The organism is Streptomyces sp. BE303, from assembly GCF_036290945.1.
GTDB lineage: Bacteria > Actinomycetota > Actinomycetes > Streptomycetales > Streptomycetaceae > Kitasatospora.
In genome coordinates this window covers 1-4,826 of the sequence record NZ_JAQYWZ010000615.1, presented here as the reverse complement: position 1 = coordinate 4,826, position 4,826 = coordinate 1, and the positions used below count along the sequence as shown (strand labels likewise).

The 4,826-nt window shown below is 71.4% G+C and carries 3 protein-coding genes and 1 pseudogene; 1 reads left to right on the top strand and 3 read right to left on the bottom strand.

What is annotated here, in order from left to right; all coding sequences use genetic code 11:
- Positions 1-416 precede the first annotated feature (416 nt).
- Positions 417-1,682, bottom strand: coding sequence for a tyrosine--tRNA ligase (gene tyrS / locus PUR56_RS14145; RefSeq protein ID WP_329949167.1), 1,266 nt, complete (start codon positions 1,680-1,682; stop codon positions 417-419).
- Between the two features lie 316 nt (positions 1,683-1,998).
- On the opposite strand from tyrS, the gene PUR56_RS14140 reads away from it, so the two are divergent.
- Positions 1,999-2,535: an HNH endonuclease gene (locus PUR56_RS14140; RefSeq protein WP_329949166.1), complete on the top strand. Its 537-nt coding sequence runs from the start codon at positions 1,999-2,001 to the stop codon at positions 2,533-2,535.
- 85 nt (positions 2,536-2,620) lie between these two features.
- On the opposite strand, the gene PUR56_RS14135 is transcribed toward PUR56_RS14140, so the two are convergent.
- Positions 2,621-4,534, bottom strand: coding sequence for an outer membrane protein assembly factor BamB family protein (locus PUR56_RS14135; RefSeq protein WP_329949165.1), 1,914 nt, complete (start codon positions 4,532-4,534; stop codon positions 2,621-2,623).
- Between the two features lie 153 nt (positions 4,535-4,687).
- Positions 4,688-4,826, bottom strand: a pseudogene (locus PUR56_RS14130) (IS481 family transposase); the annotation flags it as partial.

Sequence of the window (4,826 nt, the reverse complement as noted above, 5' to 3'; positions counted from 1 at the left end):
TGGCACGCTGTTGAGTTCTCAAGGAACGGACACTTCCTTCAGGCGGCTTTCACACCGGCCCTCCGGGCGCTTCGTTCTTTCGTGTTTCCAGCTTACCAGACGTTTTCCGCTCCGTTTTCCGGAGTTTCATTCATCCGATTTCCCGAACTGGCCGGGTCCGCTTTTTGCGGCGACCTCCACATTAGCGCATTCCGAGTGTTGCTCGAAATTCACTCCCGCCTCGGCCGGCGAAAAAGCCGACCGACCCAATCGAAATGAGATTCGAGTGGGAGTGGGACTTGCTGAGTGGGGTGGCCGCTCCAGCGACTCGTTCAACACTAGGCCACCTGGAGGACATCGTCAAACATCGAGGGCGGGATCCGGCTGGATCCCGCCCTCGATGGACGAAGCCGCAGCTCAGCGGCGTCGAGATTCAGTCACGAAGCGGTCAGCTCCGCCGCCGCCAGGTTCCGCTTGCCCCGACGCAGGACCAGCCACCGACCGTGCAGCAGATCGGCCTCGGTCGGGACCGCCTCCTCGTCCGTCACCTTGACGTTGTTGAGGTAGGCGCCGCCTTCCTTGATCGTCCGACGGGCCGCCGACCTGCTGGGCGCCAGACCGACGGCGACCAGCAGGTCGACGATCTGCTGAAGCTCACCGACCTGGGCCTTCGGGACCTCGGCCAGTGCCGCCGCCAGGGTCGGGGCCTCCAGGTCGGCAAGGTCGCCCTGGCCGAACAGCGCCTTGGACGCGGCCACCGCGCGCTCGTACTGCTCGGCACCGTGGACGAGGGTGGTCAGCTCCTCGGCGAGCGCGCGCTGGGCGAGGCGGGCGGCGGGGCGCTCGCCGGTCTCGCGCTCCAGTTCCTCGACCTCCTCCTTCGAGCGGAAGCTGAAGATCCGCAGGAAGTTGGAGACGTCCCGGTCGTCCGCGTTCAGCCAGAACTGGTAGAAGGCGTACGGAGTGGTCAGCTCCGGGTCGAGCCAGACCGTGCCGGACTCCGTCTTGCCGAACTTGGTGCCGTCCGCCTTGACGATCAGCGGCGTGGCCAGCGCGTGCACCGACTTGCCGTCGGCCTTGCGGACCAGGTCCGTGCCGGCGGTGAGGTTGCCCCACTGGTCGCTGCCGCCGGTCTGCAGCGCACAGCCGTAGCGGCGGTTCAGCTCCAGGTAGTCCATGCCCTGGAGGATCTGGTAGCTGAACTCGGTGTAGCTGATACCCGCGTCGGAGTTGAGCCGCCGGGAGACGGCCTCCTTGGCGATCATGTTGTTGACCCGGAAGTACTTGCCCACGTCGCGCAGCAGGCTGATCGCGGACATCCCGGAGGTCCAGTCGAGGTTGTTGACCATGCGCGCCGCGTACGGGCCCTCGAAGTCGAGGAAGCGCGAGATCTGGCCACGCAGGCGCTCCACCCAGCCGGCCACCGTCTCGGGGTCGTTGAGCACGCGCTCGGCGGTGGGCTTCGGGTCGCCGATCAGGCCGGTGGCACCGCCGACCAGGCCCAGCGGGAGGTTCCCCGCCTGCTGGATGCGGCGCATGGTGAGGATCTGCACCAGGTTGCCGAGGTGCAGGCTGGGGGCCGTCGGGTCGAAGCCGCAATAGAACGTGACCGGGCCGTCCGCGAACGCCTTGCGCAGTGCGTCCTCGTCGGTGGACAGGGCGATCAGCCCACGCCACCGCAGCTCGTCGACGATGTCCGTCACGGTCACGCTTCTCCTTCGGTCGGGCGTCCGCCCGGTGTGGGCCCGGTCCGGTCGGGCCCCGGTGCAGGACGGCTCCAGCGTGGTAGAGCCTACGCGGTCGGGGCCAGCGAGTTTCGCCCGGACCGACATGAACACGCTCCCGCCTCGGGCTTCGCGGGAACGGCCCCGGAAGGGCCCGGCCCCGCACCGCCACCGGAAATTCCGTTGTTCGACTGCCTTGAGCCCCTTCACAGTGGTCCCACCGCCGTGCGGCGGCAGTGACGTGTGTAGAGACGGTCGTGCCGCCGTGGCACGCCCGTTGAGAAGGGTGGCCGAGGTGCGCAGCACGCTGGTTCTGAACGCAAGCTACGAGCCGCTGACGACGGTGTCGCTCCAGCGCGCCGTGGTCCTGGTGCTCCAGGACAAGGCCGTGGTGGAACAGGCGCATCCCCTGCGCACCATCCGCGGGACGGGGGTCTCCGTGCCGGTACCCCGGGTGATCAGACTCCAGCGGTACGTCCGGGTGCCGTTCCGACAACAGGCTCCGTGGTCACGGCGTGGGGTGCTCGTCCGGGACCAGTACCTGTGCGCCTACTGCGGGCGGCGGGCCACGACCGTGGACCACCTGCACCCCAAGTCGCGGGGTGGTGAGGACAGTTGGCTGAACACCGTGGCCGCCTGCGCCGAGGACAACCAGCGGAAGGCCGCCCGGACGCCCGAGCAGGCGGGGATGAAGCTGCTGCGCAAGCCGTTCGTGCCGACGCCGCAGGCCACCCTGATGATGGCGCTGGGGCTGCGTGGCTCGGACGTCCGGGAGCTGGCCGACTGGCTGCCCGCCCAGGTCGTCCCGGCCACCGTGCACTCCGCGGCCTGAGTCCGGAGCCCGGCCCGACCGCGCCACGCACGAGCGGTCGGGCCGGGCGGATGAGCTGGCCGGGCGGGCGAACCGAACGGCCCGGTCAGCCCTTGGCCTGGTATCCGGTCACGGTGCCGAAGTTGGTGGAGTGCTCGGGGACGGCGACGACCCGGCCGCCGCCGATCAGCACCCGGCCGGAGACCAGCAGGGAGCCCGTCCCCGGCGGGAAGTTGCCGCCGACCGTCTCCCGGCCGCCGTCCAGGGCGAAGCGGCTGAGGTGCGCGGGCTCGTCCAGGCGTTCGTCGAAGGCGAGCACCAGCGCGCCGGCGTCGATGCCGACCGCCCTGGCCGCGCCCTTGCCGGAGGCGACCGTCCTCCAGCGCTGCTTGCCGCTGTCCAGGTCGTAGCCGACCACCGCGGCCTGACCGCCGCCGTTCGGCACCGGTGTGACGGTGGTGACCATGGTGCGGTCCCGGAAGTACACCCCCGGGGTGGCCGAGAACGCGCCGTGGGCGACCTCCAGCCGGCCCCCGGCGTCGGCGACCGGGATCTCGACCGCCGGGTCGCCGGCCTGGCCCCAGGCGAACACCCGGTCGTCCTCGGGCTTCTCCCCGGTGGTGAGGACGACAGCCGGCTCGGCGGAGAGCACCGTCGCCGTCCTCGGCCGGTTGTTCAGGCCGCGCCACCAGGCGACCGTGCCGTCGACGGTGTTCAGCGCGACGGCCTGGTCGACGGGAGTGGAGTCGGCGCAGGAGCTGGCCACCAGGACGGTCCGGCCGGCCACGCCACCGGACAGCGTGCAGAACTTGCCCTGCCCGGTGTACTGCCAGACGTCCTTGCCGTCGGCCGACTCCCACGCGACGACGTGGTCGTCGCCGACGGCTATCACCTTGTCCTCGGTGACGCCGATCCGGGAGTTGTAGGGGCCCTTGGCCTCGGAGAGCGTCTTGGTCCAGGCGGTCTTCCCGGCCTTGGTGTCGACGGCGGTCACCAGGGCGCAGGGGCTCTTCGGGTCGGCCTGGGCCCGGAACAGCACCGCTCCCACGCCCGCCGCGTTGACGTCCGGGGAGAGCCCGCAGGGCACCGCACCCGCGGCGGGCGGCTCGACCGACCAGACGGGCGTGCCGGCCTCCAGGTCGTACGCGTGCACGCCGGTCGCGTCGGCGCGCACCACCGAGTCGGCGAGCAGCCAGCTGCCGACCAGGGTGTCGTCACCGACCGGCCGGTCGGACCCGGACCGGGCGGACCACGTCTTGGCATGGGCGACGGTGAACCCCGGCTCCCCGCCGGCGGCGGCGCCGGCGGACGCGCGGCCGCCGCCCTCCGAGCCGACCGTCAGTCCGGCCGCGACCAGGACGCCGAGCGCGGCGACCCCGGCTCCGGTCCGGACGGCCAGGGCCCGCCTGCTCGGCGCGTGCTCGGCTGAGACGACGGCGCCGGTGGCGGCCCGGGCCCTGGCCGCGAGGCCGGTCCGGGTGGGCGACGCGGCGGCGGGACCGGCGGCCGGTACCGGCCGCTCCGCCTCCGGGTCGGCGTCGGGGGCCGGCTCGGGATCGGGCTCCGGTTCCGGTTCCCGATCGGGTTCCACGTGCACGTAGCCGTCGGCGGAGTACTCGGCACCGACGGGCGCGTACAGCTCCTCCCCCGCCGGCTGCGGCTGCTGCGGGACGGCGTACGGGGCGTACTGCTGCTGCTCGTGGTCGGTGTACTGGTAGTACGGCTGGTACTGCTGATAGGGCTGGTACGGCCGGTTCTGGTCGTACTGGCTCTGGTCGTACTGGCTCTGGCCGTACTGACCGTAGGGCCCCTCGACGTACCCGCCCTGCCCGTAGGCGGCCTCGCCGTACCCCTGTTCCGGGTGCTGCGTGCCGGGACCGTACGCGTACCCGGGCTCGCCAGGCCGGCTCTGGTCGGCGTACTCGCCGTGCCCGGCGGGCCACTCCTGCGGCGCGTGCTGCGTCTGCCACTGGTCCTGGTACTGCTGCGGCCGACCGTCACCGAGGGGGTCCTGAGCCATCCGTTCCGTCCCTCCCGACCGCCTGTACTACGGCAGTCAGCATCTCACGGCCCCGGAGCCGTCGGTTCCGGTGTGCCCACAGGGGCATCGGACCGCCGGCCGGGGCAGCGGAAGGGGCGGGACCGGGCAGGACGGGACCGGGCTTCGCGCGCGCTAGCTGTATTGACCCGCAGGATTGTTGACACGCGTGATCGGGGGTTGGCCTCCGAGTGCGGTGTGGCAGCGATGGTAGTTGTAGGCGTGCAGGAAGTCGGGGAGCGCTTCGGTTCGTTCCTGGTTGCTGGTGTAGGGG

Bases quoted from the DNA above. Each gene is read 5' to 3' on its own strand.
- PUR56_RS14135 (WP_329949165.1), bottom strand. From the start codon at position 4,534: ATGGCTCAGGACCCCCTCGGTGACGGTCGGCCGCAGCAGTACCAGGAC.